Consider the following 24,958-nt stretch of genomic DNA (forward strand, 5'->3'; position numbering starts at 1 on the left):
TCAACCCTCCTGCCCGGCCGGCGCGGGCGTGCGGCCGAGCGCGGTGCGGATGGACTCGGCCAATTCATTGCGGCGGTAGGGTTTGCCCAGCACCGCCATCGACGGGAGCTGGGCGCCCTGGGATGCCAGTTCGTCCATGTAGCCGGTCGTCAGCAGCACGGGCAAGCCCGGCTGGCGCTGGCGCACGCGTTCGGCCAGCTGCAGCCCGTTCATGCCGCCGGGCATGATCACGTCGGTGAACAGCAGGTCCACCCCACCGGCATGCGCCAGCAGGTCCAGCGCCTCCTCGCCGCTGGAGGCCGCCAGCACCTGGTAGCCCAGCGAGCGCAGGTAGTGGTCGGCCACCTGGCGCACGTCCTCGCTGTCTTCCACCAGCAGGATGGTCGCGGTGTCCGGTCCGGTCCGAACCGCCGGCATGGCGGGCGGCGCGGCGCCCGCCGCGCGGTCCTGCGCCACGGGGAAGATCATGCGAACGGTGGTGCCGCGCTCCGGCGCGCTGTCGATCTCCAGCCGGCCGTGCGACTGCTGCACGAAGCCGTGCACCATGGCCAGCCCCAGGCCGGTGCCGGGCTCCTTGGTCGTGAAGAAAGGCTCGATGGCGCGGCGCCGCACCTCGGATGTCATGCCGCGGCCCTGGTCGGCCACCCACAGCACCACGCAGCCGCCGGCCGGCAGCGGGTGCGCGTCGGTGCGCCGCGCGTCCTGCACGACGGAGGTGCCCACCGTGGCGCGGCCGCCCTGCGGCATGGCGTCGCGGGCGTTGATCACCACGTTCAGCAGCGCCATCTGCAGGTGCGTCGGATCCACCACGCAGGCCGGCAGGCCCGGATGCAGGTCCAGCTGCAGCTCCACCTGCCCGCCCATGCTGCGCACCAGCATCTCGCTGAATTCCACCACCAGGGTGTTGAGGTTGACGCGCCGGGGATCGAGGCGCTGCTTGCGGGCGAACGTCAGCAGCTGCTGCGTGAGGCAGCCGCCCTTGTGGGCGGCCCGCGAGGCGCGTTCGATGGCGCTTTCCAGGACCGGATGGCCCGCCGCGTGGTGCGCGGCCAGTTCCAGGTTGCCCGAGATCGCCTGCAGCAGGTTGTTGAAGTCGTGCGCCAGGCCGGCGGTGAGCTGGCCGATCGCCTCCATCTTCTGCGCCTGGCGCAGCGACTGCTCGGACATGCGCCGCCGGGTGATGTCCATCTGCGAGGAGGACCAGTGGATCAGCCGGCCCCGGCTGTCAAAGATGGGGCCGATGAACAGCGCATTCCAGAACGGCGTGCCGTCGGCCTTGTAGTTGAGGATGTCCACCGCCACCGCTCGCTGCTCGGCCAGCGCCGTGCGGATCTCGGCCACCGTCTCCGAGTCAGTTTCCGGGCCCTGCAGGATGCGGCAGTTGCGGCCCAGCACCTCGGCCTCCTCGTAGCCGGTCATGTCGAGGAAGGCGTCGTTGACGAAGGCAATCGGGTTGTCCGGCTGGTGCGGGTCCGTGACCACCATGGGCATGCGCGTCATTTCCACGGCGGCGAAGAACAGGTTGCCGGTCGCGGGAACGCCCGCGCCTTGTCCCTCGCGCTCGGTGTCCAGCTGTGGCTGGTCGGTGTCGTTGTTCTTGCGGCCTGTGGCCATCCGGCGTTCCCCGGGGGCCCCATGGGAAGGCCCCTGTGTTGGCGCTTGCGCAGCGCAGCGCACAAGCTTAAAGGCGCAGGGGGGCCTGCGGACGTTGCGGACGGGTCGGAAGCTTAACGCTGTGTAACGCCCGCCCAGCGCGCGTCAGCTGCCGCTGCCGTCGCGCAGGCCCTTCCTGCCGGACAGCTGCCAGGCTGTGCGCTGGCCGACCAAGCCGGCCAGCTGCTCGATTTCCTCATCCGTGTGGTTGATCGGCTGCGCCGGTAGCAGCAGCCGGCCGCCCCGCGGCTGCGCCTCGGCCCAGAACGACTGGTGGTACTCGGCGCGCGACTGCCTGCGCTCGGCTCCTGCGGCCAGGTCCACCGTGCCATGGCAGTTGCAGAAATAGCTGCGCAGCTCCTGCCCGGGCAGCACCTCGGCATACATGCCGGTGCCGCGGATGGCGGCGCTCAGCGTGGGCGTGACGATCTGCCGGCCGGCGCCGCGGCCGCCCCAGACGCCGGCCACGCCGCCGGCCTGCAGGCGCAGCACGCTCACCGCGTTCAGCGTGGCGCCGCGCTCCACCTTCAGGCGCGAGTTCTGCCGCACCAGCAAGGAGGTGCTGCCGATCACGAACACCAGCGTGGCGCCAGGCCCGGTCTCCACGCTGTCCCCGGTCTGGATGGTGCCTTCGGGCCGCAGCGCGGCGCCGTTGACCAGCGCCTCGCCCGCCAGCTCGACCACGTTGCCGCGCTGCTGGGCCTGCGCGGCGGACCAGCCGCCCAGCGCGCTCCAGGCGGCCGCGGCGCCCAGGAAGCTGCGGCGCCGGAACCAGAGGACTTCACAGGCGCTGCGGCCTTGCAGGTGGTGATGGGTCATGAGGGCTCCGCGTCGGTGGTGGTGGCGGGCGGGGTTTCGTCGGCCGTGAAGCTGTCGCGGAAGGTGAAGTAGATGGAGGCGGAGAACATGGCCGCCAGCAGCAGCGCCGCGGGCATGATCACGGCCTGGGCCGCGCCGCTGCCGCCGATCAGCGCGCCCAGCACGCCGAACAGCGAGGTGGCGCCCAGGAACACCGCCAGCCAGCCCAGGCCGTACACCAGGTGGGCGCCGAAGTTGCGCAGCACCGCGACAGCGCTGAAGAACAGGCTCTTGACCGGCGACACGCCGTGCCAGTGCACCAGGGCCGGGGCATGCCAGAACATCAGGAACAGCGGCGTGTGCAGCAGCAGCGCCACCAGCGTGGCGACGTCCATGCGGCCCGCGTCCGCCACCCCGGGCCGGCCGGCGATCAGGGCGCCCAGCGCGGTGGCCAGCATGGAGCCGGCGGTGTAGATCGCGCCCAGCACCAGCATGGCCCGCGCGCGCTGGCGGCCGGCGCGAAAGGCACTCAGCAGCACCGAAGGCATGGGGAAGCGGCCGCGGGCCGCCTCGGCCGTGGCGGCCATCAGGCCCAGGGTGGCGGCGGGCACCAGCATGCCGCCGATGAGGACGCCGAGCACCGGCACCTGCGACACCAGGATGACCGACACCATGTACAGGAAGAACAGCCCGGCCAGGGCCAGCGGCTGCCTGAAGAAGGTGCGGATGCCGAGCTTGACCCATTGCAGGCCCGTGCGCGCGGGAACGACGTTGAGCTTCATGGGATGCAGGCGGTGAGCGGGCAGGCGACGCGCTGGCGCAGCACCCGTTCGAAGTGCGCGGGATCGTGCGGCTGCAGCAGGGCGGCCTGGCGCGGGAGATGGAGGTCCCACAGACGCGAGACCCAGAAGCGCAGCGCGCCGGCGCGGGCCATGGCGGGCAGCAGGCGGCGCTCGGCCCAGGACAGCGGCCGGCGCGCGGCGTAGGCCTGCAGGAAGGCCCGTGCGCGCTCGGGCACGTGGGCGCCCGTGGGCAGATGGACGCACCAGTCGTTCAGGCACACCGCGATGTCGAACAGCCAGGTGTCGACGCCGGCGAAGTAGAAGTCGAAGAAGCCGGTGAGCACCGGCCCGGCCTCGCCCTGCTCGAACATCACGTTGTCGCGGAACAGGTCGGCGTGGATGGGGCCGCGCGGCAGGGCGGCGTAGGCGGCGCTTTCGGCCACGTGGTTCTGGAAGGCCAGCTCGCTGCGCAGCAGGGCCGCCTGCGCGGCGTCGACGTGCGGCAGCACCACCGGCACGGTCTGGTTCCACCAGGCCAGGCCGCGCAGGTTGGGCTGTTGCCGTGCGTAGTCGCGCGCGGCCAGGTGCATGCGCGCCAGCATGTCGCCCACGGCGGCGCAGTGCCCGGCGCCGGGCGCGAGCTCGCTGGCGCCGCGCAGCCTGTCCACCAGCGCCGCCGGCTTGCCGCACACGGTGTGCAGGATGTCGCCGTCGCCGTCGGACTGCGGATCCGGCACGGGGATGCCGCGCAGCGCCAGGTGCTTCATCAGGTGCAGGTAGAACGGCAGCTGCTCGTGCGTCAGCCGCTCGAACAGCGTCAGCACCCAGTCGCGCCGCTGCCCGTCCTGCTGGCTGGTGACGAAGTAGTTGGTGTTCTCGATCCCGCCCTGGATGCCGCGCAGCTCGACGAGCTCGCCCAGGCGCAGCGCGGCCAGCAGCCGGCTCGCCTCCTCGGCGGGGACTTCGGTGAAGACGGCCATCGGGTCGGCTAGAAGCGCAGCACGTTCCAGAAGCGCTGGCCGCCGGCGCTGGACAGGCCCTCGCGACTGTCGGCCGGGCGCGTGCGCGACAGCGGCGCGGCCTGCACCTCGTACTCGGGCACGTCCGCCTTGGGCTGCACCACGATGCTCTGGGTCTGGCCGCCGTAGCGCACCTCGTCGATGCGGCTGCCCGCGTCCTCGTGCCGGATGCGCTCGATCTTCTGGTTGCGGCGGCCCTCCAGCTGCTCCGATTCTTGTAGCGCCCGGGCCGAGGTGGGCGCGGGCTGCGGGCCGGCCGGAGCCGGCGCCTGGGCCGTCGCGGCGGTGGCGGCCAGCAGCAAGGGCAGGAGCAACAGAAGGTGACGCATGGCCGGATTGTAGGCAGGGCGCGGCAGGCACAATCGGCGCCATGAGCGAGCCCCTGAGCGAGTCCCCGGACGAAGAACAAGCCCCGGCGGCGCAGGCGCCGGAAGGCGCCGGCCCCAAGGTGCTGCTGCTGGTCGACGGCTCCAGCTACCTGTACCGCGCCTTCCACGCCATGCCCGACCTGCGGGCCGTGCCGGGCGACCCGGGCAGCCCGGCCACCGGCGCCATCCGCGGCATGATCAACATGATGCAGAAGCTGCGGCGCGACGTGCGCGCCGACTACGCGGCCTGCGTGTTCGACGCGCCGGGCAAGACCTTCCGCGACGACCTGTACCCCGGCTACAAGGCCAACCGCTCGGCCATGCCGGACGACCTGCGCGCGCAGATCGAGCCCATCCACGAGGTGGTGCGCCTGCTGGGGTGGAAGGTGCTGAACGTGCCGGGCGTGGAGGCCGACGACGTGATCGGCACGCTGTCGTGCATGGCCACCGAGCGCGGCATCCACACCGTGATCTCCTCGGGCGACAAGGACCTGAGCCAGCTGGTCAACGACCACGTCAAGGTCATCGACACCATGAACGACAAGGTGCGCGACGTGGCCGGCGTGGAGGCGGAGTTCGGCGTGCCGCCGCGGCTGATGGTGGACTACCAGGTGCTGGTGGGCGACTCGGTGGACAACGTGCCGGGCGTGGACAAGGTCGGGCCCAAGACGGCGGTCAAGCTGCTGCAGGAGTACGGCTCGCTGGACGCCCTGGTCGAGCGCGCGGCCGAGGTCAAGGGCGCGGTCGGCGAGAACCTGCGCAAGGCCCTGCCTTGGCTGCCCACCGGCCGCGAGCTGCTGACCATCCGCAAGAGCTGCGACCTGAGGGACCACATCCCCGGCCTGCCCGAGCTGGAGGACATCGTCATCGGCGGCCAGGACACGGAAAAGCTCAAGGCCTTCTACGAGCGCTACGGCTTCAAGGGGCTGGCGCGGCAGCTGGAGGAGCATGCCGTGCCGCCCGAGCTGATCGAGGAGCACCGCAGCAAGAAGAAGGTCGGCCCCGGGCCGGGGCCGGGCGGGCTGTTGCAGGAGCCCGACCTGACGGGCCTGTCGCAGGTGACCAACCTGCAGTACGACACCCTGCTGGACTGGGAGCAGTTCGAGGCCTGGCTGGCGAAGATCGAGGCGGCGGACCTGGTGGCCGTGGACACCGAGACCAGTTCGCTGGACGAGATGCGGGCCGAGATCATCGGCCTGTCGTTCAGCACCGAGCCGGGCGTGGCCGCCTACGTCCCGCTGGCCCACAGCTATGCCGACGCGCCGCCGCAGCTGCCGCGCGAGGAGGTGCTGGCGCGCCTGAAGCCCTGGCTGGAGGACCCGGGCAGGAAGAAGCTGGGCCAGCACGTCAAGTACGACCGCCACGTCTTCGCCAACCACGGTATCGAGGTGCGCGGCTACGCGCACGACACCATGCTGCAAAGCTACGTGCTGGAGGTGCACAAGCCACACGGGCTGGCCAGCCTGGCCGAGCGCCACCTGGGGCGCAGCGGCATCGACTACGAGACCATCGCCGGCAAGGGCGCGCACCAGATCCCGTTCAGCCAGGTGGCCATCGACAAGGCGGCCGAGTACTCCTGCGAGGACTCGGACCAGACGCTGGACGTGCACCTGGCGCTGTGGCCGCGGCTGGAGCAGGACGGCAAGCTGCGCTTCATCTACGAGCTGGAGATGCAGTCCAGCGAGACGCTGTTCCGCATCGAGCGCAACGGCGTGCTGATCGACGCCGCCACCCTGGCCCGGCAGAGCGCCGAGCTGGGCCAGCGCATCCTGCAGCTCGAGCGCGAGTGCCACGAGCTGGCCGGCCAGCCGTTCAACCTGGGCAGCCCCAAGCAGATCGGCGAGATCTTCTTCGGCAAGCTGGGCCTGCCGGTGGTGAAGAAGACGCCCTCCGGCGCGCCCAGCACCGACGAGGAGGTGCTGGAGAAGCTGGCCGAGGACTTCCCGCTGCCGGCCAAGGTGCTGGAGCACCGCAGCCTGTCCAAGCTCAAGGGCACCTACACCGACAAGCTGGCGCAGATGGCGCATCCGCGCACCGGCCGCGTGCACACGCATTACGCCCAGGCCGTCGCGGTCACCGGCCGGCTGTCCAGCAACGAGCCCAACCTGCAGAACATACCGGTCAAGACGGCCGAGGGCCGGCGCGTGCGCGAGGCCTTCGTCGCGCCGCCCGGCCACCTGATCGCCAGCGCCGACTACAGCCAGATCGAGCTGCGCATCATGGCCCACCTGAGCGAGGACCCGGCGCTGCTGCGCGCCTTCACCGAGGGCCTGGACGTGCACCGCGCCACCGCGGCCGAGGTGTTCGGCGTGCCGCCCGACCAGGTCACCAGCGAGCAGCGCCGCTACGCCAAGGTGATCAACTTCGGCCTGATCTACGGCATGAGCAGCTTCGGCCTGGCGCGCAACCTGGCCATCGACAACCAGGCCGCCAAGAACTACATCGAGCGCTACTTCCAGCGCTATCCCGGCGTCAAGAACTACATGGACGAGACGCGCCTGGCGGCCAAGAGCAAGGGCTACGTGGAGACGGTGTTCGGGCGGCGCCTGTACCTGCCGGAGATCAACTCACCCAACGGCCCGCGCCGCGGAGGCGCCGAACGCGCGGCCATCAACGCGCCCATGCAGGGCACGGCCGCCGACCTGATCAAGCTGTCCATGGTGAAGGTGCAGGAGGTGCTGGACGCGCAGCGGCGCCGCACCAAGATGATCATGCAGGTGCACGACGAACTGGTGTTCGAGGTGCCCGAGGACGAGGTCGAGTGGGTGCGCGGCGAGATCCCGCGTTTGATGGCCGGCGTGGCGGAGCTGCGCGTGCCGCTGCTGGCGGAGATCGGGTTGGGGGAGAACTGGGAGAAGGCGCACTGAATCCCGGATCACCCACACCTCACCGAGCGCACGCGCTCGAAGTCGCCCACCTCCAGCGTCAGCCGGGAGCGGTTGGCATCCTGGGTGACCGCGTCACCCGGCCGGATGATGCGCACGCTGGCCGCACCCGCGCGCTGCTGCGCCTGGGCGGCCAGCGCGTCGTCGGCGATCCGGGCGACGGCATACTGCGCCGCGGCGGCGTTGCAGCCGGCGCCGGCGCCGGACACGCGGGCCGGGTTGGACGCCGAGACCGACGGCAGGTAGGGATCACGGGTGCAGGCGGCCAGCAGCATGGCGGCAGTGGCAGCGGCGACGACAAGGCATCGTGCGGACATGGCAGGTCTCTCCTTCTTCGCGGTGGCGGTGGGCCACCCGGCCTAGGCTAGCCCGGCTTCAAGCTCGGCCTTGTCGGACATTGCCGCCAACGCGGCGCCGCCAGCTCAGCCGCAGGTGATGCGCACGATGTTGCCCATCGGGTCCACCTCCAGGTTCAGGCGCTGGGCCATGGGCGGGTCCGTGTCGGGGCGGCCGGCGCGCGTCATGCGCACCGACTCGGCCCCCGCGGCAGCGCCTGCCCGCTCGGCCAGGACGTCGCTGTAGGGGTAACCCAGGGCGCCGCGTGCCGCGGCCGCATTGCAGCCGGCGACGCGGGGTGCGGGCGCCGGGGACGCAGCCGCCGGCGCCGCCGGAACGGCGGCGGGCGGCGCCGGAACGGGCGCGGGCACCGGGGAAGCCGCCGGGGGCGCGGCAGGCATCGGGGAAACGGCCCCGGGCGGCGCCGTTGCGGGTGCCGGCATCGTGCCGCCGGCCGGACCCTGCTGGGCGCAGCCGGCCAGGACCAGCAGGCCCGCCGCAGCGGCCAGGCGGCTCAGGGGGACGACCCGCCTGCTCATGACTTCTCCGACCACAGCACGCCGCCGGTGGCCCAGTCGTGCCGCCGGATGTCGTACAGCAGGATGTCGACCGACTCGGGCTTGCTGCCCAGGGTCTCGACGACCGCCTGGGTCAGGGCCTGGACCAGCTGCTTCTTCTGTTCCGGCGTGCGGCCTTCCATGAGTTCTACGCGCAGGGTGGGCATGGCTTCTCCTTGTGGGCAAAGTGGGGACAGCCGCGATTGTGCCGATGTCCGAGCACCGGACGGGCCCGGGCTTTGTGCCTAGACTCGCCGGTTTTCCACCACCGGAGACCTTTGCGATGCTGACCGATGATTTGAGGAAAGACTTCGACTCCCTGCTGCCGGGGCGATCCACGGAGCAGGGCGCCACGCGCCGCACGGCCCTGAAGGCCGCACTGGGGGTGGGCTATGCGGCGGCGGCTGCGCCCATCATGGCGCAGACGGCCGTCCGGACCCCGGCCGAGGGCCTGACCGCCGGCATGGTCGGCTACGAGGTGGGCGGCTTCCAGGTGCCGGCCTACCGCGCCCAGCCGGCCGGCCGCACCGGGCTGCCGGTGGTGCTGGTGGTGCAGGAGATCTTCGGCGTGCACGAGTACATCCAGGACACGGCGCGGCGCTTCGCCAAGGCCGGCTACCTGGCCATCGCCCCCGAGCTGTACGCGCGCCAGGGCGATGCGTCCAAATACACCGAGATCCCCAAGCTGCAGGCCGAACTGGTGTCCAAGGTGCCGGACGCGCAGGTCATGGCCGACCTGGACGGCGCGCTGAAATGGGCGGCCGCCAACGGCGGCGACGTCTCCAAGGCCGGCATCACCGGCTTTTGCTGGGGCGGCCGCATCACCTGGCTGTACGCGGCGCAGGGGCCGGTCAAGGCGGGCGTGGCCTGGTACGGCCGGCTGGTGGGCAGCGCCGGCGAGCTCACGCCGCGGCACCCGGTGGACGTGGCCGCGCAGCTCAAGGCGCCCGTGCTGGGCCTGTACGGCGGCGCCGACACCGGCATCCCGCTTGACACGGTTGATAAGATGAAGACCGCCCTGACCGCAGGCTCCCCGGCGGCCAAGGCCTCGCAGTTCGTCGTGTACCCCGACGCGCCGCACGCCTTCCATGCCGACTACCGGGCCAGCTTCCGCCAGGGGCCGGCCGAGGATGGGTGGAAGCGCGCGCTGGCGTGGTTCAAGGCGCACGGCGTGGCCTGAGGCAAGCGGCTGGGAGGGCGCGAGAGAACAACCACCACGAGGAGCCGCCCACCGGGCGGCTTTTTGCTTATTTGGCGCTGCGGGTGCGCACAGCTCCGCGCGGACAGCGATGACCTTGTTAGCGATCGTGATCGCCACCCTGGTGGCCGGCATCGGCAGCGTGTGGCTGGCGGCCGCCCTGATGGGCCTGGGCGTGCGCCGCGGCGGCGAGGCCGGCGGCGTCGTCGACTCGCAGCACCTGCTCAGCCTGGCGGCCGGCGCGCTGCTGGCCACCTCGTTCATGCACCTGCTGCCCGAGGCCTTCGAGAGCGATGCCGGCGCGCACGACCTGTTCGCGGTGCTGCTGGTCGGCCTGGTGTTCTTCTTCCTGCTGGACAAGGCCGAGCTCTGGCACCACGGCCATGAGCACCACCACCACCGGCATGGCACCGAGGGGCAGGGCCACGACCACCACCACGACCACGCGCATGCGCATGCGCCGCGCTCGGGCGCCTGGGCCGTTCTCACCGGCGACAGCGTGCACTGTTTCGGCGACGGCATCCTGATCGCCTCGGCCTTCATGGCGGACCTGCGGCTCGGGCTGGTGGCCGCGGTCTCGGTGCTGGCGCACGAGGTGCCGCACCATATCGGCGACCTGGTGGTGCTGCGCATGACCAGCCGCAACCGGCGCGCGGCGGTGCTCAAGGTATCCATGGCCGGCGCGGTGACCGCGCTGGGCGGCCTGGTCGGCTGGTGGCTGGTGGACCGGCTGGAATCCTGGCTGCCGTACTTCCTGGCTGTGGCCAGCAGCAGCTTCATCTACGTCGCGCTGGCCGATCTGATCCCACAGCTGCAAAAGCGCCTGGGCGCGCGCCAGACCGCCACCCAGGTGACCTGGCTGCTGGCCGGCATCGCGCTGGTCACGGTGGTCAGCGGGCTGGGCCACGCCCACTAAAGGGGCGCGCCGGCTTCAGTGGCGCCAGTGGTTGTTGGGGCGGCGATCGAAGCGGTTGGGGACGCCGTCGCCGTCCCGGTCACGGTCGTAGCGGTTGGGGATGCCGTCGCGGTCCTGGTCGCGGCGCAACCCATGGCCGTGGCCGTGGCCGGGTCCATAGGCGTAGCCGGGCTGCACGTAACCATGGCCCGGCCGCACGTAGCCGTAGCCGGGATGCCCGTACACCGGCTGCGGCGCGCGCCAGTGGCCGGCGACCCACACCTGCTGGTAGCCGTTCCACTGCCAGTGTCCCGGCACCCAGAGCGGGGCCGGCGCGACATGGCGCGGATGCGCCGTCTGGCCGATCTGCACGTGCACCCTGGTGCTGGCCGCCGCCGGCAGGCTGGCCAGGCCGAACCAGGCGGCGGCGGCCGCCGAACCGATGAACCACGCTGTCTTTTTCATGGCGCACTCCTGAAGGCTGTGCCTCATCTTCCTGCGCCGGCGTAAAGCGGGGCCTGCGGTGTTGCGAAGCGCAGGTAAAGAAACCGCATGTTTCGCAATGCTGCGCCTGTCTACACGGTTGGGGCCTTGTCCGACACCCCGCGCGGAAAGCCGGTCCTAAGGTGGACGCGTGCCGGGCTTGAGCAGCCCGCATCCATGCACGACAGGACATTGAACAGGAGATCAGCCATGGCATCACGCGAGTGGGACGACCGCGATCCGCAGCAGGAGCGCTGGGGCGGCGATCAGCAAGGCCGGCAGCAGCCGCGGCAGCCAGGCGGCCAGAACGAGTGGCAGCAGGGTGGCTGGGGCGGCAACGAGTCTTCGCGCGGCGGCCAGGCCCAGGGCGGCTGGAGCCCTCAGGGCGGAGGCCCGCGCGGCGGCAGCCAGCGCTCGGGCGAGTTCGGCTCGCCGCAGTCCGGCGGCTATGGCGGCTACGGCGGCGGCAACGAAAGCCACGGCTACGGGCGGGGTGCCGCCGGTCCGGACTATGGCGGCGGCCAGGGCCGCGGCGGCGAGCACGGCTGGAGCGGCGGCGAGTTCGGCGGCCAAGGCGGCTACGGCGGCCAGGGCTACGGCCAGCAGGGCCACGGCGGCCAGGGCGCCTGGGGCGGCCAGCACAGCGGCGGCTGGGGCGGCCAGCCCTCCGGCCCAGATTACGGCGGCCAGGGCTATGGTGGCCAGCAAGGCCACGGCGGGCAGCAGGGCGGCTACGGCGCCGGCTTGGGCCAGCCGGGCGGCCGGGGCTATGGTCAGACGGGCAGCCAGGGCGGCGACTACGGCGGCATGGCCGGCGACAGCAGCCGCGGCGGCATGGGCGGCTATGGCCAGGGGCAGGGCGGCTACGGCGGTGGCGCGGGCACGGGCCTGAGCAGCCAGGGCGGCTTCGGCGGCATCCCCCAGTCGCCCGGCGGCATGCAAGGCTACGGCGGCCAGGGCTACGGCCAGACCCAGGGGTACGGCAGCCACGGCGCGCCGCACCACGACCACGACTACCACCAGTGGCGCGAGGAGCAGCTGCGCAACCTGGACAACGACTACCACTCCTGGCGCCAGGAGCGCTACAAGAAGTTCTCCGACGAGTTCAACCAGTGGCGCTCCAGCCGGGCCAAGCAGAGCGGCACCGAGCACAGCACCACGGGCGGCAACTTCGGCCCGGCAGGCGGCGCCACCGGCTCCTCGGGCGCGGACTCCGACCGCGGTGACTTCGGCACCACCGGCACCAGCGGCAGCACCACGCTGCACGGCTCCAGCGGCATGGGGGCGGCCGGCACCACCATGACCGGCGCGCCCGGCAGCGGCGGCGGTGTCAGCGGCACCAGTACCGGCACCGGCGGCTCGACGAGCGGCACGGGCGGGTCCTCCCCTTCTTCTTCCAAGAACCGATAACCCTCTTTTTTCCAAAAGGAACGACCATGAACAGCAAACGCCTCACCCACTGCGCAGCCGCCGTCCTGGCGCTGGGCCTGTCCCTGGGCACCGCCTGGGCCCAGAGCTCCTCGTCGGGCACCTCGGCCGGCGGCGCCGGCACCGGCTCGTCGGCCAGCGGCGGCGCCGCGGCGCCGCGGGCACAGCCCGGCACCGGCGCCCGCAACGACCCCGCCAGCAAGGACAAGAGCGAGCAGCTGGCCCGCGCCGACCGCAAGTTCATCGAGGATGCCGCGGCCAGCGGCATGTTCGAGGTGCAGGCCGCGCAGCTCGCGGTGACCAAGGCCAGCAGCCCCGCGGTCAAGGACTACGCCAGCATGCTGGTGGACCACCACAGCGCCGCCAACAACGAGCTGATCCAGATGGCCAACAGCAAGGGGGTCGAGCTGCCGCCGGCGCCGCCGCGCAGCATGCGCAAGCAGGTCGAGGACATGGGCAAGAAGAGCGGCCAGGAGTTCGACCGCGACTTCGTCCGCACGGTGGGCATCAAGGCGCACGAGAAGGACGTCAAGATGTTCCAGAAGGCCAGCCAGGACGCCAAGGACCCGCAGCTCAAGGCCTGGGCCGCCAAGACCCTGCCCACCCTGCAGCAGCACCTGGCGCAGGCGCAGAAGCTGCCGCAGGCCGGCCGCGGCAATGGCGGCGATGCCGCCCGCATGGGCAACACCAGCGGCGGCGGCGCGGCCACCGGCAACACCGGCGGCGGGGCAGCCACGGGCAGCACCGGCACCACCGGAGCCAACAAGACGGGCAGCTGATCGCACGCCCGTGACCACAGGGCCGCAGCGCCTGTCCATTGCCTGGACCCGGGCCGTCGCGACGGCCTGGGCGCTGGCCTGCGGGCCGTCGCTGGCGGAGACCGAGGCCGAATACGCCACGCCGCCGGTCGGCGGCCGCCTGCTGCCGCCCAACGTGCGCGGCGCCTTCCCGCCGGGATGGCCGCAGCCGGTCCGGCTGCCTCCTTCACCGGCGGTGACGCCGCGGCCGCAAGCGGCGGCTCTTCCCGCCGGGCGTGCCGCGGCGCCGCGCCAGCCTGCCGCGCCTCGGCCCGCGCCGGCCGTCACCGTCCCCTACGCCCCCGAAGCCATGCGCACCGTGGCGCGGCTGGCGCCGGACCGGCTGCGCGAGCGCGGCTTTCTGCAGGCGGCGGCTGCCGCCGCGCGCTTCGAGCTGGAGGCACTCAGGCTAGCCGCGGGCCGGACGCACGATCCGGTGCTGCGCGGGCACATCGCCGCGTCGGCTGCCGAAGGGGAGGCCGTGCTGCGGGACCTGGCGCGCCTGCTGCATGCGCGCGGCATGGCCTTGCCCATGCTGGACGATGCCCATCGCCGGCTGCTGACCCGCCTGGGCAAGCTCTCGGGCGCCGGCTTCGACCGCGAGTACCAGCAGCAGGTGTCGCTGGGGCTGGGGCGCGAGATGCTGCGCGGCTACCAGCGCGCCGGCGCTGCCGTCACCGAACCGGCCTTGCGGTCCTGGGTGCAGGCGCGGCTGCCCGTGATGCAGGCACGCCTGGCCGCGGCCGAGCGCATCGCCACGGGCGAGGGCCAGGCCGTGCTGCGCGCCAGCGCCACCACCGGCCGGGCAGTCCCTACCGCGGCTGCGCCGAGTAGCCGGTGACCCGCCAGCGGCCGTCCGGCTCGCGGACGGTGGTCACCAGCTCCTGCACCTGCCGCTGGTCGAACCGGGTGTTGAACTTGACGCTGACGTAGTCGCCGGCCGGCCGGCCCTCGAGCTGGGTGCGGTAGATCGTCTCGGCGGGCGTGCGCTCGACCAGCGTGCCCAGGGGCTCGCGCACCTTGGGGATGCCGTCCATCCAGGCCGACAGCGGCACCGCCGAGCGGAACATGCCGGCCGACGTCTCCCAGGCCGTCCCCCAGTCCTTGCGGTCCAGCAGCAGCAGCCAGCCGGCCGCCGCCGTGCGGCCGGCATCCTCCTTCTGCGGGTCGCCCTTGGCCGGCGCCGCCTCGCGCGCCGGCGCGGCAGGCTGGGGCCGTGCGGCCGGCTGGGCGGGCGCGGAGGACGGCGCGCCCAGGCCGCCGGCGGGATTGCGGCTGTCGGCGGGTGGCTTGAGCTGGGCATGGACGCCGCCGGTGAAGAGGGCGGCGGCACAGCAGGCCAGGGCGAGCGGGCGCGGGAAGGTCATGCGGATTCCAGGCAAAGGCAAAGAGGTTCGGACGAGTCTAGCGGCCCGGAGGTTCCCGCCGGCGCGGTCGCGGGCATGCGGTTTGCCGCCCAGGCCACCTCCATCCCCTCCCAGAAAAAGGAATCGCATGAACTTCGCACCCCCGTCTTCGCGTCCCTCCACCCTGCTGGCATTGGCGGCCGCCGCGGCCCTGGCCCTGGCCACCGGTTGCTCGTCCGTGGATCTGGGCGGTGGCTCGGGCACGGCTACCGCCGGCGCCCCGGGGGCCGGCGCCGCCGCCCTGGGCATGCAGGACCGCGTCTTCGCCTTGCAGGCGGCCGCGGGCGGCATGTACGAGGTGCAGGCCGGCCAGCTGGCCGCGGCGCGCGCCGCGGACCCGCAGGTCCAGGCGTTCGGCCGGATGCTGGTGGACCACCACACGCTGTCCAACAACGAGCTGCTGTCGCTGCTCCAGGCGCGCGGCCTGGCCGCGCCCGCGGCGCTGCCGCCGCAGCTGCAGGCCAAGCTGGCGCGCCTGCAGGGCCTGAACGGGCCCGAGTTCGACCGCGAGTTCATCCGCAATGCCGGCCTGCTGGACCACCAGGTGCAGATCACGCTGGCCGAGCAAGCCAGCCGCGACGCGGTCGATCCGGCGCTGCGCGCCTGGTTCGCCAAGAACCTGCCGGTGCTGCGGCAGCACCTGGGCGCGGCGCAGGCGGTCGCCGGATCCATGGCAGGGTGATGCCGCCGCGGCGCGTCAAGCGGCGAGCGGCGCAAGGTGGGGGAAGCCATTTCCTACAGCAGCGCGCAGCCTCAACCGACACACGCCGCGCGCCGTCCTCCTAGATTGAAACTCACGGCATGACGCACGGTGCGCCGCGCCGCCAACATCACAGGAGCAAGCTATGGCATCTTCGAAATCCTCTTCCCCTTCGTCGGGCAGCAAAAGCAGCGGCAACAGCGGCAGCCGTGGCAGCCGAGGACAGGCCAACAGCGGCGCCACCAGCCGCAGCGAGGCCGCCAGCAAGGGCGCCAAGGCCAGCAACCAGAACAGCGCCGCCCAGAGCGAGCGCGCCCGCGGCAACAGCAACGGCAGCAAGAGCAACCGCAGCAAGTAGGAAGCGGTGGCGCGCCGAACCCGAGAAAGCCCGGCAGTGCCGGGCTTTTTTCATGCCGACGGAGATCGGGTGGCTTGGTGCGGCACGCCCGGCATGGCCGCGCTGGGACAATGCGGCCATGCTCATCCAAGCCCCTTCCAACTTCCGCGACCTGGCCGACCAGGTGCATCCGCGCATCCCGCTGCGCCGCCACACGCTGTTCCGCTCCGACCACCTGGGCGCGCTCACGCCCGAGGACTGCCGGCAGATCGAGGCGCTGGGAGTGCGCCGGGTGCTGGACTTCCGCGGCGGGCAGGAGCGTCTGAGCGCCGCCTGCGCCTTGCCCGGCGTGGCGGTGCACTCGCTGGCCATCGAGCCGACCATCGTGCAGGTGCTGACCGACCTGGTGGCGGCCGGCCACCGGCTGACGCCCGCCGACATCGTGGCGCACATGCAGGACACCTACCGCGGCTTCGTGCGGCACAGCACGCCCCGCTTCGCCGAGTTCTTCGACCACCTGCTGGAATCGGACCAGCCCACGGTGTTCCACTGCACCGCCGGCAAGGACCGCACCGGCTTCGCCGCGGCGCTGGTGCTGCACGCCCTGGGCGCCTCGCGCGAGGAGGTGATGCGCGACTACCTGCTGACCAACCAGCGGCTCAAGCCACCCACGGGCGCCGGCCTGGGCCTGGCGCCCGAGGTGGCGGCCGTCCTGTGGGGCGTGCAGCCCGAGTTCCTGCAGGCTGCGTTCGAGGCGGTGGAAAGCGATTTCGGCTCGCTGGACGCCTACCTGCGCGACGGCCTGGGCCTGGGCCCCGCGCGGCGCGAGCGGCTGCGCGCCCTCTACCTGCAGAGCTGACGCACCTGTAGAGCCGAGTCCTACGTAACCAGGCGCAACAGGACGACACGGCCGAGCCGGCCCGGCCTTCAGGATTGCGTGCAAGGCGCCAAGAAGAAGTACAGGCGCCGCACGCAACGAAGGGAGAGTCGTGTGATGGGAGCCAGACTGGTGCGGGTGTACCCGCCAACGCAGGCCGGCCGCCAGGCCGGGAGGAGGACGACATGGTCGCCGCAATCGTTTTGCTGATCGGGCTGCTGAGCCTGCTGGCGCTGTACGGGGCCGCCATCTGCTGGCTCTATTTCTGGCAGGAAAGGCTGCTGTTCGAGCCCGAGCGCCTGCCGGCCGATTTCCGGCTGAGCGAGGAGCCCGACGTGCACGAGATGCTGGTCGAGGTGCCCGGCGCGCAGCTGGCGGCCGCGCAGCTGCGCCGGCCGGGCGCGCGCGGGGTGGTGTTCTTCCTGCACGGCAACTCCGGCAACCTGAGGAAGTGGTTCACCGGGCTGGATGCCCTGCGCGAGCAGAACTTCGACCTGGTGATGTTCGACTACCGGGGCTTCGGCCGCAGCAGCGGGCGCATCGAGAGCGAGGCGCAGCTGCAGGACGACGTGGAAGCGGTGTGGGCGCACTTCGCGCCGCAGTACCAGGGGCGGCGCGTCGTCATCGCCGGCCAGTCCCTGGGCACCGGGTTGGCCGCCTGCCTGTCGGCGCGCCTGTGCGCCCAGGGGCGCGGGCCCGACCTCACGCTGATGGTCTCGCCCTACAGCAGCATGCGCGCGCTGGCCGACGAGCTGTATCCCTGGGTTCCCAGCCGCGTGCTGCGCTACCCGCTGGCCACGCTGGACCACCTGTGCCGGGTGCAGGGGCGCCTGATGCTGATTCACGGTGACCGCGACGAGCTGATCGGGATGCACCACAGCGAGGCCTTGTGCCGCGCGGCGCCGCGGGCGCAGCTGCTGCGCCTGGAAGGCGCCGGCCACGGCGACGTGCACGAGCACCCGAGCTTCCGCCAGGGGATCGCGGCGGCCCTGGCCGGCCTGTAGGGCTGGCACGGCCTCCTACGCGGGGCCCCGGGACGCACCGACAGCCCGGTGCGCGGCGGCCGGCGAGGATCAACGGCATGGGCGGGCCCGGACCGGGCCTGCCGCTGCCAGGAGATCACCATGCCCAACCAGGAAGAATCGAACGACGGCAAGCCGCGCGTCGACCGCGACCGTCCCTCCGCCGACGTGGAGCGCTACGCCACCGACGGCCAGTCCGATGCCCGCGGCAAGGGCGCCAGCGACGAACAGGGCGAGTTCCCGCCTCGCAGCGCCGAGCGGCCGCTGGAGCGCCGCACCGAGCCCTATGAGGGCGACGGCCCCGGCAAGGTGGGCCTGACCAGCGACCAGCAGCCGGACCTGGTGGCGCCCAGCGGCGTGAACCAGGGCGACCACGGCGTGGCCGAGGACAAGCCCATGGCCGGCGACACCGTGAACTTCGACGACGACGACGAGAACCGCCCGCGCGGCAACACCACGCGCACCGGCGGCACCTGGGACGCCCAGGGTGGCGACAGTGGGGCCCTGAGCGGCGAGGGCGAGCGCAAGGGGCCGGGCGCAGGCCTGTCCAACCGCAACGGCCCCAGCGACCCGGATGCCAAGAACGAGCGCCCGGCCGGCTGACGCCGCCGGCTCGGGCCGGCGCTAGGCGGGCGGTGCATGGAGTTCGCCCTCTGGTCGGTGCTGGTCGGTGCGCTGCTGATCCTGATGGCGCTGAGCGCCACGGTGCTGTCGCGCCTGCCGCTGTCCACCTCCATGCTGTACCTGGCGGTGGGCCTGGCGGTCAGCCCGCTGTGGCTGGGGTGGGTGAAGGCCGGGCCCCTGGATGCGCCGGTGCTGCTGGAGCGCATGACCGAGATCGCGGTCATCGTTTCGCTGTTCACCGCCGGCCTCAAGCTCAGTCCGGGCCTGCGCGACCGCCGCTGGCGGCTGCCGCTGCGCCTGGCGGTGAACTCGATGATCATCACCGTGTTCGCCATCGCCGCTGTGGGTTACCTGCTGCTGGGGCTGCCACTGGGCGGCGCCATCCTGCTGGGTGCCATCCTCGCGCCGACCGATCCCGTGCTGGCCTCGGAAGTGCAGATCCACCAGCCCGGCGACCGAGACAAACTGCGCTTCGCACTCACCGGTGAGGGCGGGCTCAACGACGGCACGGCCTTTCCCTTCGTCATGCTGGGCCTGGGCCTGCTGGGCCTGCACGAGATCGGGCCCTGGGGCTGGCGCTGGCTGGCCGTGGATGTGCTGTGGGCCACCACTGCCGGACTGGGTCTAGGCGCGCTGCTGGGCGCGGCCGTCGGCAAGCTGGTGCTCTACCTGCGGCGCGAGCACAAAGAGGCAGTCGGGCTGGACGACTTCCTGGCGCTGGGCCTGATCGGCCTGTCGTACGGCCTGGCCATCCTTGCCCATGCCTACGGCTTCCTCGCGGTATTCGCCGCCGGCGTGGCGCTGCGCCACTTGGAGCAGTCGCAAAGCGATGCGCCCGAGGAAAGCGGCCAGGCCGTGCAGGAAGCCAGCATCGACCCCGACCGCTCCCTGGCCGACAGCGTGGCGGTCGATCCGCGGCATGCGCCCGCCTTCATGGCGCAGGCGGTGCTCGGCTTCAACCAGCAGATCGAGCGCATCGGCGAGGTCACGGTGGTCATCGCCATCGGCTCGCTGCTCTGGGCGGTGCAGTGGGAACACGCGGTGTGGTGGTTCGTGCCGCTGCTGCTGCTGGGGATCCGCCCGGCCGCCGTGCTGCTGGGCATGGCCGGCTCGCACAGCACGCCGCTGCAGCGCGGCTTCACCGCCTGGTTTGGCATCCGCGGCATAGGCTCGCTGTACTACCTGATGTACGCCATCAATCATGGCCTGGCGCCCGAGCTGGCGCAGGTGCTGGTGGCGCTGACGCTGTCGGTGGTGGTCAGTTCCATCGTGGTGCACGGCATCTCCGTCACTCCGCTGATGGCGGCGTACGAGAAGCGCGCCGGCCGCCGCTGAGTCGGCATGCGGCCGGCGCATCGTCATTGTCTTCGCTGTCCTACAGCGCCGGCAAAGGCGCGACTACACCGTGCCTCTGCACAGCTTGCCTACAGTGGGCGACCGCCTTCCCACCACGCCACCAGGAGGACACGATGGACAACGCCGACAAGGCCAATGAGCGGGCCGAGCGCGAGCCCAAGGCGCGCGCCGACGACCGCGACGACAGCAGCCGCAAGACGCCCAACACCGACATGCAGGCCGAGGACGTGACCACCGAGGATTCCGCCAAGGGCGACAAGCGCGAAGACCGGCCTGCCGGCGACGCGCGGGCCACGGCCGGCGGCACGCCCGCCGAGGACGCGATGAAGCAGACCAGCAAGACCGACGCCGAGGCGGGCGGCTGAAAGGGCAGGCGCCATGACATCCCCGCATCCGCAGGACGCGATCGAATTCCTGCTGGCCGAGCACCAGGCCATCCAGGCGCTGCTCGCCGAGTACCGCGCCCTCGGCCACGAGGTCCCCAGCGCCTGCCGCAAGGCCCTGGCCGAGCAGATCTGCATGGAGCTGACCATCCATGGCAAGCTGAAGGAAGAGCTCTTCTACCCGGCGCTGCGCGACGCGCTGCACCAGGACCTGCTGGACGAGGCCGAGCTCGAGCACGCCGGTTGCCGCGACCTGATCGGCCAGATCCTGGCCATGGGATCGGGCGATGCCCTGTACCACGCCAAGATGACGGTGCTGGCCGAGCAGGTGGAGCATCACCTGCGCGAAGAGGCCCATCTGTTCGCGCAGGCGCGCAAGTGCGGCCTGGACCTCGGCAAGCTGGGGCGCCGGCTGGCCGAGCGCCGCACCGAGCTCGAGGTGGTGTCCGAGGCGCTGCGCGAGGAAGCCCTGGTCGCGGTCATCGCCTAGGTCGACGCGGCGGCAGGCTCAGCGCCTGCCGTTTGCTTGTCCTACAGGCTTCGACAGTAGGAGACGACACTGTCGCCTAGGGTTGACCCTAAAGTGGTTGCAGGGCCGTTTCAGCGGCCCCACACACGTTCGACAACCACGCAAGGAGTTCCCCTGATGAAAACCACTTCCGTTTCGCGCGCTGCGGCGCTCGCCCTGATGGTGGCCGGTTCGCTGTCGCTGGCCGCCTGCAACCGTTCCGACCCCGCCACCTCCGGCGCCTCCGGCTCGGGTGCATCCGGCTCCAGCGGCTCCTCCACCGCCGGCACGTCCGGCAGCGGCGGTACCTCCGGCAGCGGCGGCACCAGCGGCTCGGGCAGCATGTCCTCGGGCAGCACCCCGGGCAGCACCGCCGGCAGCGCCGGCAGCACCTCCGGCACGGGCGCCACCACCGGCTCCACCGGAAGCACCGGCTCCACCACCATGGGCGGTTCGGGCGGCGCCAGCGGCTCGGGCACCACCGGCACCGGCACCGGCACCGGCAGCACCGGTTCGGGCAGCACCTCCGGCGCCTCGGGCAGCGGGTCGACCGGCACCGGCTCGTCCGGCACCACCGGCTCCGGCACGACGGGTAGCGGCACCGGCACCACCGGTTCCGGCAGTGGCTCCGGCAGCACGACCCGCTGACGCGATGAGGTGGCAGGCCTTCACAGCGGCCGCCGGGCTGGCGGCCTGCGCCGTCCTGGCGGGCTGCGGGCAGGGCGCCGACACGGGCGCCACCCGCAACCCCAATGCGCCGGGCAGCCCCGGCACCGGCAACGCGGCCCAGACAGTGACGCCCACGCGCGCCGCAGGGCAGGGCGACGCCGGCGCACCGGGACCTTCCGGCGTGGCGGGCTCGGCCCCGCATCCGGGTTCGTCCGGCGGCGACACCGTGTCCGGGGTCAGCGGCCGCGGCACGGATGAAGCCGGTGGCCGCAGCCAGACGGCCCAGCCGGGGGTCGGCACCACCGGCGGACTGGGTGGCAACGCCGGCGCCGCCGTGATGGGCGGCCAGCCGACACAGGGCGCGGCCGATGCCGGCCAGGCCACGGTGCCGGACGGCAGTTCCAACCGCAGCACCAGCGGCGCGGTGGGCCGGCGCTGACCCCGCGTCAGCGGAACTGGCCGAACCAGACGGCCGCGTCCTGTTCCCACACCAGGGTCGCGGTGCCGTCGCCCGACAGGGCGAGCTGCGGCGAGCCGGCCGGCACGTCGGCCGGGCTCGTCTCCAGCACCGCAGGCAGGCCCCAACCGGCGTCGGCCATGAACCGGTTGGCGCGCACGTCGTAGCTGGTGCCGTTCGACTGCTGCCACACGGCCAACAGGCGGCCGGCGCTGTCGACTTTCAGGCGGGGCTGGATCACCTCGCCCGAGTCGAATTCGATGAGTGCCGGCGGCTCCCAGCCGTCCTCGGCCCGCTGCCGGCCCACGTACAGGTTCTTGATCGCCCCGTCCCACTGCACCCAGGCCACGGCCGGGCGGCCGGCCGCGTCCAGGGCCAGGGCGAGGTCGCCGCTGGTGGCCCGGGACGTGGGCTGCAGCAGCGTGGGGTTCCAGCCGGTGGCCGGCGCATAGCGGCGCAGATAGACCCCGCCACCCTCCTGCGCCCAGGCCAGCACGGCCCCGCCATCCTCGGCCACCACCAGGCGCGGCTGCCCCACGGCACTGGCCGGCGCGGGGTTGCTGATGTCCACCTCAGGGGCCCAACCGCCGGCCATGGTGTGCCGGCTCGCGCGGACGACGGTGCGGCTGCCGTCGGACACATGCCAGGCCGCGACCGCGTTGCCGCCGGCATCCATGCCGATCTGCGGGTCCGACGTGGTCACGCCGCTGGCCAGAGACACGGCCGGCGACCAGCCCATGCCGGCGGTGTAGCGCGCAGCATAGAGCTGGTCGCCGGTGCTGTCGAAGTGGGAAAAGAGCACCATGGCGTTGCCGGCCGGATCCATCGCGACAGCGGGCCGCTTGATCATCCACGCACCGGATGCGCCGGCATCCACCGGCGTGCTCCAGGCGCCGCCGGCCGGCCGGTGGCTGGCCCGGATCCGGTAGCCGCCCATGGGCACGACCTCCACCCACACCGCGACCGCCTGGCCTTGCGCGTTGACGGCCACGCGCGGCGACTCGATGCGTGCGGCCGGGCCGGACATGGGCTGCGGCGCCTGCCAGGCGAGTGCGCCCGTGCGGCGGCTGGCCCAGACCTGCCCGTCCTGGACCCACACGGCCACGGTCTCGCCCGCGCTGTTGGCGGCGACGTCCGGCATGGTTGCGGCGGTCGCGTTGTCTGTGCTCAGCAGCGTGCCGGCCCGCCAGGCCGGCGCGGTGGCGGACACCGGCTCGGCGCACACATAGGCGGTGCGCGTCACTTCCGCATCGTCCAGCACACCATCGGCGTCGCTGTCGATGCCGCTTTGCACCCGGGTGCCGCCGGCCGCGCAACGCGGCCCCGCCGGCTCGGCCTCCAGCTCGACCAGCGCCTCCTGGGCTGCTTCGCCGCCGCCGTCCGCGACGGGGCCGCCGGGCGCTGGTGCGGGTGCCGGTGGGGGTGCTCCGCCACCACCGCCGCCGCCGCAGGCGGACAGCAGCAGCGCGAACAGCGCAGGCGCAAGATGGCGGGTGCGGACGTCTGCGGCAAGGCGCAGCATGGGGTGGCGCATGGCCGGCTCCTCCTGATTGATGCGGGCGCATGGTACGCGCCCGTGCCGGCTGCGCGAAGGCGCGTTAACCCTTCTCGACAGGCCGCGCCGGGTCGCGGCACCACTCGCTCCAGCTGCCGGCGTACAGCGCCGTCGGGCCCAGGCCGGCGATCTCCATCGCGATCAGGTTGGGCACGGCGCTGACACCGCTGCCGCACTGGTGCACCACGGTGCCCGGGTCGCGCCCGGCAAGCAGCTGCTCGAACTCGGCGCGCAGCTGCTGCGCGGGCTTGAACCGGCCGTCGGGTCCGAGGTTCTGGGTGAAGGGCCGGTTCAGCGCGCCCGGGATGTGGCCGGCCACCGGGTCCAGCGGCTCCACCTCGCCCCGGTAGCGCGGCGCGGCGCGCGCGTCGACCAGGGTCTGGCCGGGCGAGCCCAGCCGCTGCGCGACCGCCGTGCCGGCGACCAGCGTGCGCCGCTCGGGACCCAGCGCGAAGTTGGACTGGAAATGCGAGGCCTCCTCGCCCCCGGCGACTTCGCCGCCGGCGGCCTGCCAGGCCTGCAGGCCGCCGTCCAGCACGGCCACGGCCTCGTGGCCGGCCCACTTGAGCATCCACCACAGCCGGCCGCAGTAGTTGGCGCCCTGGCGGTCGTAGACCACGGCCTGCATGTCGTTGGAAAAGCCCACGCGCGACAGCCAGGTGGAGAACTTCTCCCGGCTGGGCAGCGGATGGCGGCCGCCCGAGGCGGCGTCGGGATGCGGGTGCCGCCGGCCGTCGGGATCGACCACGCCTTCGTCGCTGAGGTCGCGGTCCAGGTGCGCGTACACGGCGCCGGGGATGTGGGCCTGGCGGTACTGCTCCTCGCCGGCGGCGGGGTTCATCAGGTCGAAGCTGCAGTCGAACACCATCAGCCGGGCGCCCGCGGCGCGCAGCGCCATCAGCTCCTGGGGCGAGATCAGCAGGGTGTAAGCCTTGGGCGGCGTGTCCATGGGTCAGTGCTCCTCAGCGGGTGCATTCGGGGCGGCGCGCTCGCGCAGCACGGTCGCGGCTATGCCGCTGCCCACGATCAGGGCCATGCCCAGCCAGCCCACCAGCGGGATGGCATCGCCGAACAGCAGCAGGCTGTAGATCGCGCCGAACACGATCCCCGAGTATTGCAAATTGGCCACCACCAGGGTGGCGCCGTGGCTGTAAGCGCGTGTCATGCACAGCTGCCCCAGCGAGGCCAGCACGCCCACCGGCAGCAGCCACAGTGCGTGGCGCCAGTCCCAGGGCGAGACCCCGGCCACCGCCATGCCGATGCCGCCGGCCAGGGCGGAGCCCACCGCGAAGTAGAAGACCGTGCGGGCCTCGGGCTCGCCCAGCTTGCCCAGCGCCATGACCTGCAGGTAGGCGAAGGCGGCCATCAGTCCCGACAGCAGGCCCACCAGGCCGGCGAAGGCCTGGTGCTGACCGAGGGTGGGCCGCAGCATCAGCACCACCCCGGCGAAGCCGGCCAGCACGGTGAGCGCCAGCGCCCCTTGCCGCGGGGCCGTGCCGCTGCGCGGGTTCCAGGCCAGCAGGGCCCCGCCCACCAGGAACGCCGCGATCCAGACGCTGCTCATGTAGTTGAGCGTCATCGCGGTGGCCAGCGGCAGCCCGGCGATGGCATAGAACCAGGCGCCCAGGGAGATCACGCCGACCAGGCTGCGCCAGGCGTGCATGCCGGGGTAGGCGGTGGCCAGGCGAACGCCCTGGCCGCGCGCCAGCAGCCACATGAACAGCATACCCAGCAGGCCGCGCCAGAACACCAGCTCGGCGCTGTTGAACCAGGCCGAGGCGATCTTCACGCACACCGCCATGCTGGCGAAGAAGAAGGCCGCCAGGACCATCCACAGCGCCTGCATCAGCGGGCGCTCCGATGGG

The 24,958-nt window shown here is 72.5% G+C and carries 29 protein-coding genes; 15 read left to right on the top strand and 14 right to left on the bottom strand.

Annotated elements, in window-relative coordinates; all coding sequences use genetic code 11:
- From RTA_RS06545 to RTA_RS06565, 5 genes are all read right to left on the bottom strand, one after another.
- The gene (locus tag RTA_RS06545) at positions 1-1,614 is read right to left on the bottom strand and encodes a histidine kinase famiy protein (RefSeq protein WP_013900600.1); all 1,614 of its coding nucleotides are present in this window, start codon (positions 1,612-1,614) and stop codon (positions 1-3) included.
- 144 nt (positions 1,615-1,758) lie between these two features.
- Positions 1,759-2,472 carry a FecR family protein gene (locus RTA_RS06550; protein ID WP_013900601.1) on the bottom strand — a complete coding sequence of 238 codons (714 nt, stop codon included), beginning with the start codon at positions 2,470-2,472 and terminating at the stop codon, positions 1,759-1,761.
- Positions 2,469-3,233 carry a BPSS1780 family membrane protein gene (locus RTA_RS06555; protein ID WP_013900602.1) on the bottom strand — a complete coding sequence of 255 codons (765 nt, stop codon included), beginning with the start codon at positions 3,231-3,233 and terminating at the stop codon, positions 2,469-2,471. Before RTA_RS06555 ends, RTA_RS06550 begins: the two co-directional genes overlap by 4 nt.
- A complete protein-coding gene (locus RTA_RS06560; RefSeq protein ID WP_013900603.1) occupies positions 3,230-4,213 on the bottom strand; it encodes a homoserine kinase in 984 nt (327 codons plus the stop codon). The genes RTA_RS06555 and RTA_RS06560 overlap by 4 nt, the downstream gene beginning before the upstream one ends.
- 8 nt (positions 4,214-4,221) lie before the next feature.
- The gene (locus tag RTA_RS06565) at positions 4,222-4,581 is read right to left on the bottom strand and encodes a hypothetical protein (protein ID WP_041676208.1); all 360 of its coding nucleotides are present in this window, start codon (positions 4,579-4,581) and stop codon (positions 4,222-4,224) included.
- Between the two features lie 41 nt (positions 4,582-4,622).
- On the opposite strand from RTA_RS06565, the gene polA reads away from it, so the two are divergent.
- Positions 4,623-7,487, top strand: a complete 2,865-nt coding sequence (gene polA, locus RTA_RS06570; protein ID WP_013900605.1) for a DNA polymerase I — start codon at positions 4,623-4,625, stop codon at positions 7,485-7,487.
- Positions 7,488-7,495: 8 nt separating this feature from the next.
- Here the strand turns inward: polA and RTA_RS06575 are convergent, their stop codons facing one another.
- From RTA_RS06575 to RTA_RS06585, 3 genes are all read right to left on the bottom strand, one after another.
- Entirely contained in the window at positions 7,496-7,822 is a 327-nt protein-coding gene (locus tag RTA_RS06575; protein WP_013900606.1) for an I78 family peptidase inhibitor, read from the bottom strand.
- Between the two features lie 105 nt (positions 7,823-7,927).
- Positions 7,928-8,380, bottom strand: a complete 453-nt coding sequence (locus RTA_RS19675; RefSeq protein WP_049871238.1) for an I78 family peptidase inhibitor — start codon at positions 8,378-8,380, stop codon at positions 7,928-7,930.
- Positions 8,377-8,565: a 4-oxalocrotonate tautomerase gene (locus tag RTA_RS06585; RefSeq protein WP_013900607.1), complete on the bottom strand. Its 189-nt coding sequence runs from the start codon at positions 8,563-8,565 to the stop codon at positions 8,377-8,379. The genes RTA_RS19675 and RTA_RS06585 overlap by 4 nt, the downstream gene beginning before the upstream one ends.
- A 116-nt stretch (positions 8,566-8,681) precedes the next feature.
- Between RTA_RS06585 and RTA_RS06590 the strand changes: the two genes are divergently transcribed.
- Both RTA_RS06590 and RTA_RS06595 read left to right on the top strand, forming a co-directional pair.
- Complete coding sequence (locus tag RTA_RS06590) at positions 8,682-9,578, top strand: dienelactone hydrolase family protein (RefSeq protein WP_013900608.1); 897 nt, start codon at positions 8,682-8,684, stop codon at positions 9,576-9,578.
- 109 nt (positions 9,579-9,687) lie between these two features.
- Entirely contained in the window at positions 9,688-10,512 is an 825-nt protein-coding gene (locus RTA_RS06595) for a ZIP family metal transporter (protein ID WP_041675125.1), read from the top strand.
- A gap of 15 nt (positions 10,513-10,527) precedes the next feature.
- Here the strand turns inward: RTA_RS06595 and RTA_RS06600 are convergent, their stop codons facing one another.
- A complete protein-coding gene (locus RTA_RS06600) occupies positions 10,528-10,956 on the bottom strand; it encodes a thrombospondin type 3 repeat-containing protein (RefSeq protein WP_013900610.1) in 429 nt (142 codons plus the stop codon).
- A gap of 228 nt (positions 10,957-11,184) precedes the next feature.
- Between RTA_RS06600 and RTA_RS06605 the strand changes: the two genes are divergently transcribed.
- Genes RTA_RS06605 through RTA_RS06615 form a run of 3 tightly spaced genes read left to right on the top strand, consistent with a single transcriptional unit; the run spans position 11,185 to position 14,040 of the window.
- Positions 11,185-12,384, top strand: a complete 1,200-nt coding sequence (locus tag RTA_RS06605; protein WP_013900611.1) for a hypothetical protein — start codon at positions 11,185-11,187, stop codon at positions 12,382-12,384.
- A 26-nt stretch (positions 12,385-12,410) separates the two neighbouring features.
- Positions 12,411-13,181, top strand: a complete 771-nt coding sequence (locus RTA_RS19680) for a DUF4142 domain-containing protein (protein WP_013900612.1) — start codon at positions 12,411-12,413, stop codon at positions 13,179-13,181.
- A gap of 10 nt (positions 13,182-13,191) precedes the next feature.
- Entirely contained in the window at positions 13,192-14,040 is an 849-nt protein-coding gene (locus tag RTA_RS06615; protein WP_013900613.1) for a DUF4142 domain-containing protein, read from the top strand.
- On the opposite strand, the gene RTA_RS20940 is transcribed toward RTA_RS06615, so the two are convergent.
- Positions 14,012-14,566, bottom strand: coding sequence for a DUF4019 domain-containing protein (locus RTA_RS20940; protein ID WP_041675128.1), 555 nt, complete (start codon positions 14,564-14,566; stop codon positions 14,012-14,014). The two genes, RTA_RS06615 and RTA_RS20940, sit on opposite strands and share 29 nt — an antisense overlap.
- Positions 14,567-14,693: 127 nt before the next feature.
- Here RTA_RS20940 and RTA_RS20945 point away from each other — a divergent pair, with 127 nt between their 5' ends.
- The 8 genes from RTA_RS20945 to RTA_RS06660 all read left to right on the top strand — a co-directional run bounded on the left by RTA_RS20945 (position 14,694) and on the right by RTA_RS06660 (position 20,394).
- Entirely contained in the window at positions 14,694-15,287 is a 594-nt protein-coding gene (locus RTA_RS20945) for a DUF4142 domain-containing protein (RefSeq protein WP_013900614.1), read from the top strand.
- Between the two features lie 163 nt (positions 15,288-15,450).
- The gene (locus RTA_RS20950) at positions 15,451-15,663 is read left to right on the top strand and encodes a hypothetical protein (protein WP_013900615.1); all 213 of its coding nucleotides are present in this window, start codon (positions 15,451-15,453) and stop codon (positions 15,661-15,663) included.
- 118 nt (positions 15,664-15,781) lie between these two features.
- The gene (locus RTA_RS06635; RefSeq protein ID WP_013900616.1) at positions 15,782-16,501 is read left to right on the top strand and encodes a tyrosine-protein phosphatase; all 720 of its coding nucleotides are present in this window, start codon (positions 15,782-15,784) and stop codon (positions 16,499-16,501) included.
- A gap of 203 nt (positions 16,502-16,704) precedes the next feature.
- Entirely contained in the window at positions 16,705-17,523 is an 819-nt protein-coding gene (locus RTA_RS06640; protein WP_013900617.1) for an alpha/beta hydrolase, read from the top strand.
- A gap of 120 nt (positions 17,524-17,643) precedes the next feature.
- On the top strand, positions 17,644-18,144 hold the full coding sequence (locus RTA_RS19685; RefSeq protein ID WP_013900618.1) for a hypothetical protein: 501 nt from the start codon (positions 17,644-17,646) through the stop codon (positions 18,142-18,144).
- Between the two features lie 36 nt (positions 18,145-18,180).
- On the top strand, positions 18,181-19,500 hold the full coding sequence (locus tag RTA_RS06650; protein ID WP_013900619.1) for a cation:proton antiporter: 1,320 nt from the start codon (positions 18,181-18,183) through the stop codon (positions 19,498-19,500).
- A gap of 134 nt (positions 19,501-19,634) precedes the next feature.
- Positions 19,635-19,886 carry a hypothetical protein gene (locus RTA_RS06655; RefSeq protein ID WP_013900620.1) on the top strand — a complete coding sequence of 84 codons (252 nt, stop codon included), beginning with the start codon at positions 19,635-19,637 and terminating at the stop codon, positions 19,884-19,886.
- 13 nt (positions 19,887-19,899) lie between these two features.
- Positions 19,900-20,394, top strand: coding sequence for a hemerythrin domain-containing protein (locus tag RTA_RS06660; RefSeq protein WP_013900621.1), 495 nt, complete (start codon positions 19,900-19,902; stop codon positions 20,392-20,394).
- A gap of 110 nt (positions 20,395-20,504) precedes the next feature.
- Here RTA_RS06660 and RTA_RS06665 read toward each other — a convergent pair whose 3' ends face one another.
- Complete coding sequence (locus tag RTA_RS06665; protein WP_049871239.1) at positions 20,505-21,050, bottom strand: hypothetical protein; 546 nt, start codon at positions 21,048-21,050, stop codon at positions 20,505-20,507.
- Positions 21,051-21,064: 14 nt separating this feature from the next.
- Between RTA_RS06665 and RTA_RS06670 the strand changes: the two genes are divergently transcribed.
- A complete protein-coding gene (locus tag RTA_RS06670; protein WP_041675129.1) occupies positions 21,065-21,520 on the top strand; it encodes a hypothetical protein in 456 nt (151 codons plus the stop codon).
- A 7-nt stretch (positions 21,521-21,527) separates the two neighbouring features.
- On the opposite strand, the gene RTA_RS06675 is transcribed toward RTA_RS06670, so the two are convergent.
- The 3 genes from RTA_RS06675 to RTA_RS06685 form a co-directional block, all read right to left on the bottom strand.
- Positions 21,528-23,072: a DUF7151 family protein gene (locus RTA_RS06675; RefSeq protein ID WP_013900624.1), complete on the bottom strand. Its 1,545-nt coding sequence runs from the start codon at positions 23,070-23,072 to the stop codon at positions 21,528-21,530.
- Between the two features lie 64 nt (positions 23,073-23,136).
- Positions 23,137-24,042, bottom strand: coding sequence for a sulfurtransferase (locus tag RTA_RS06680; RefSeq protein ID WP_013900625.1), 906 nt, complete (start codon positions 24,040-24,042; stop codon positions 23,137-23,139).
- A gap of 3 nt (positions 24,043-24,045) precedes the next feature.
- Positions 24,046-24,939, bottom strand: coding sequence for a DMT family transporter (locus RTA_RS06685; RefSeq protein ID WP_013900626.1), 894 nt, complete (start codon positions 24,937-24,939; stop codon positions 24,046-24,048).
- Positions 24,940-24,958: the final 19 nt, after the last annotated feature.

The sequence above is a fragment of the Ramlibacter tataouinensis TTB310 genome, assembly GCF_000215705.1.
GTDB classification, from domain to species: domain Bacteria; phylum Pseudomonadota; class Gammaproteobacteria; order Burkholderiales; family Burkholderiaceae_C; genus Ramlibacter; species Ramlibacter tataouinensis.

Bases quoted from the DNA above. Each gene is read 5' to 3' on its own strand.
- RTA_RS06680 (WP_013900625.1), bottom strand. From the start codon at position 24,042: ATGGACACGCCGCCCAAGGCTTACACCCTGCTGATCTCGCCCCAGGAG.
- RTA_RS06575 (WP_013900606.1), bottom strand. From the start codon at position 7,822: ATGTCCGCACGATGCCTTGTCGTCGCCGCTGCCACTGCCGCCATGCTG.
- RTA_RS06670 (WP_041675129.1), top strand. From the start codon at position 21,065: ATGAGGTGGCAGGCCTTCACAGCGGCCGCCGGGCTGGCGGCCTGCGCC.
- RTA_RS06685 (WP_013900626.1), bottom strand. From the start codon at position 24,939: ATGCAGGCGCTGTGGATGGTCCTGGCGGCCTTCTTCTTCGCCAGCATG.
- RTA_RS06640 (WP_013900617.1), top strand. From the start codon at position 16,705: ATGGTCGCCGCAATCGTTTTGCTGATCGGGCTGCTGAGCCTGCTGGCG.
- RTA_RS20940 (WP_041675128.1), bottom strand. From the start codon at position 14,566: ATGACCTTCCCGCGCCCGCTCGCCCTGGCCTGCTGTGCCGCCGCCCTC.
- RTA_RS06550 (WP_013900601.1), bottom strand. From the start codon at position 2,472: ATGACCCATCACCACCTGCAAGGCCGCAGCGCCTGTGAAGTCCTCTGG.
- RTA_RS20950 (WP_013900615.1), top strand. From the start codon at position 15,451: ATGGCATCTTCGAAATCCTCTTCCCCTTCGTCGGGCAGCAAAAGCAGC.
- RTA_RS06565 (WP_041676208.1), bottom strand. From the start codon at position 4,581: ATGCGTCACCTTCTGTTGCTCCTGCCCTTGCTGCTGGCCGCCACCGCC.
- RTA_RS06655 (WP_013900620.1), top strand. From the start codon at position 19,635: ATGGACAACGCCGACAAGGCCAATGAGCGGGCCGAGCGCGAGCCCAAG.
- RTA_RS06585 (WP_013900607.1), bottom strand. From the start codon at position 8,565: ATGCCCACCCTGCGCGTAGAACTCATGGAAGGCCGCACGCCGGAACAG.
- RTA_RS06660 (WP_013900621.1), top strand. From the start codon at position 19,900: ATGACATCCCCGCATCCGCAGGACGCGATCGAATTCCTGCTGGCCGAG.
- RTA_RS06605 (WP_013900611.1), top strand. From the start codon at position 11,185: ATGGCATCACGCGAGTGGGACGACCGCGATCCGCAGCAGGAGCGCTGG.
- RTA_RS06635 (WP_013900616.1), top strand. From the start codon at position 15,782: ATGCTCATCCAAGCCCCTTCCAACTTCCGCGACCTGGCCGACCAGGTG.
- RTA_RS06595 (WP_041675125.1), top strand. From the start codon at position 9,688: ATGACCTTGTTAGCGATCGTGATCGCCACCCTGGTGGCCGGCATCGGC.
- RTA_RS20945 (WP_013900614.1), top strand. From the start codon at position 14,694: ATGAACTTCGCACCCCCGTCTTCGCGTCCCTCCACCCTGCTGGCATTG.
- RTA_RS06590 (WP_013900608.1), top strand. From the start codon at position 8,682: ATGCTGACCGATGATTTGAGGAAAGACTTCGACTCCCTGCTGCCGGGG.
- RTA_RS19675 (WP_049871238.1), bottom strand. From the start codon at position 8,380: ATGAGCAGGCGGGTCGTCCCCCTGAGCCGCCTGGCCGCTGCGGCGGGC.
- RTA_RS06555 (WP_013900602.1), bottom strand. From the start codon at position 3,233: ATGAAGCTCAACGTCGTTCCCGCGCGCACGGGCCTGCAATGGGTCAAG.
- RTA_RS19680 (WP_013900612.1), top strand. From the start codon at position 12,411: ATGAACAGCAAACGCCTCACCCACTGCGCAGCCGCCGTCCTGGCGCTG.
- RTA_RS06650 (WP_013900619.1), top strand. From the start codon at position 18,181: ATGGAGTTCGCCCTCTGGTCGGTGCTGGTCGGTGCGCTGCTGATCCTG.
- RTA_RS06560 (WP_013900603.1), bottom strand. From the start codon at position 4,213: ATGGCCGTCTTCACCGAAGTCCCCGCCGAGGAGGCGAGCCGGCTGCTG.
- RTA_RS19685 (WP_013900618.1), top strand. From the start codon at position 17,644: ATGCCCAACCAGGAAGAATCGAACGACGGCAAGCCGCGCGTCGACCGC.
- RTA_RS06675 (WP_013900624.1), bottom strand. From the start codon at position 23,072: ATGCGCCACCCCATGCTGCGCCTTGCCGCAGACGTCCGCACCCGCCAT.
- RTA_RS06545 (WP_013900600.1), bottom strand. From the start codon at position 1,614: ATGGCCACAGGCCGCAAGAACAACGACACCGACCAGCCACAGCTGGAC.
- RTA_RS06600 (WP_013900610.1), bottom strand. From the start codon at position 10,956: ATGAAAAAGACAGCGTGGTTCATCGGTTCGGCGGCCGCCGCCGCCTGG.
- polA (WP_013900605.1), top strand. From the start codon at position 4,623: ATGAGCGAGCCCCTGAGCGAGTCCCCGGACGAAGAACAAGCCCCGGCG.